Origin of the sequence: Bartonella sp. CL63NXGY, assembly GCF_042194905.1 — a bacterium.
GTDB lineage: Bacteria > Pseudomonadota > Alphaproteobacteria > Rhizobiales > Rhizobiaceae > Bartonella.
On sequence record NZ_JBHINK010000062.1, the window covers coordinates 1 to 1,052 of the forward strand.

Annotated in this window: 1 pseudogene; it reads left to right on the plus strand. The window is 43.3% G+C overall.

Features of this window, described 5'->3' with window-relative positions:
* Nucleotides 1–917 (plus strand): annotated as a pseudogene (locus ACFIK0_RS09195) (ShlB/FhaC/HecB family hemolysin secretion/activation protein); the annotation flags it as partial.
* Nucleotides 918–1,052: the final 135 nt, after the last annotated feature.

Sequence of the window (1,052 nt, forward strand, 5' to 3'; positions counted from 1 at the left end):
GATTATTGGGGTGGGAGCAAGCAAGAAGGACATAGCAATAACATTTCAGCGAGTGTGAGTATTCCGTACGGTTATTGGACCTTTGGATTGAATGGCACTGTTTATAATTACCAAAGCATTATCCCTGGCAATTTTACCGATATTGAGACGACAGGGATTCCAGTGAGTTGCACGCCAGTACAAGCAGGGTTCTTTACCGTGATAGTGTTTCCCTTACTACCTTGAATTTAGGTCTTTCTTATAAAAGAACCAACAATTACCTTCTTGGCAATAAGATTGAAGTGGGCAGCCGTCAATATAGCGTCGCCAATTTTGGGATTTCGCATTCGCGCCAGATGCTGGGGGGGACTTGGACCTTTGATGTGAGTTATTTGCAAGGTCTTCCCTTGTTTCATTCTGTCAAGAAGTACGATCCAGGAGTAGGGGATGCGGAGCCACAATTTGCCAAATTTACCGGCACACTCAGTGTTATGACGCCTTTTAAGGTAGGGGGCTTGGACTTTATACTGAGCAATCTTTTGAGTGGTCAATATTCACCGCATAATTTATTGGGTGCTGAGCAGATTTCGTTGGGGGGTGCTTCCAATGTTCGTGGTACGCGTGAGAGTTTGCTTTTTGGCAATAACGGTTTTTTTAGCCGGAATGATTTGTTGCTACGCACCATTCCGTGGAGCAATCACGCGACCTTCAAAAAGGTTTTTGGAGAACTTCGCCCTTATGTTGGTTTGGATTATGGGCGTGTTTTTGCACAACCCTTGTATGGGATTAAGAGTGACCAGCTTGCCGGTTGGACAGCAGGTGTCAAGCTTGCGGGAGGCATGGTCTCTCTTGATGCCAGTTATTCCAGTATTTTTTGGAGCACAGTTAAGCACAAAAAATCAGGAACATTTTTTATGACATTAACAATGGAACTTTAAGCATTTTTTATTGGGGAGTTAAAGTATGAGATATGAGAAGAGAGCAGAAAGAGCAGCTTTATTAGGTGTTTTGGTCTCCAGTACGATGCTCAAAAAGGTTTTATTTGGGGGACTTGGTTTTTCTTGTTTGTTAGC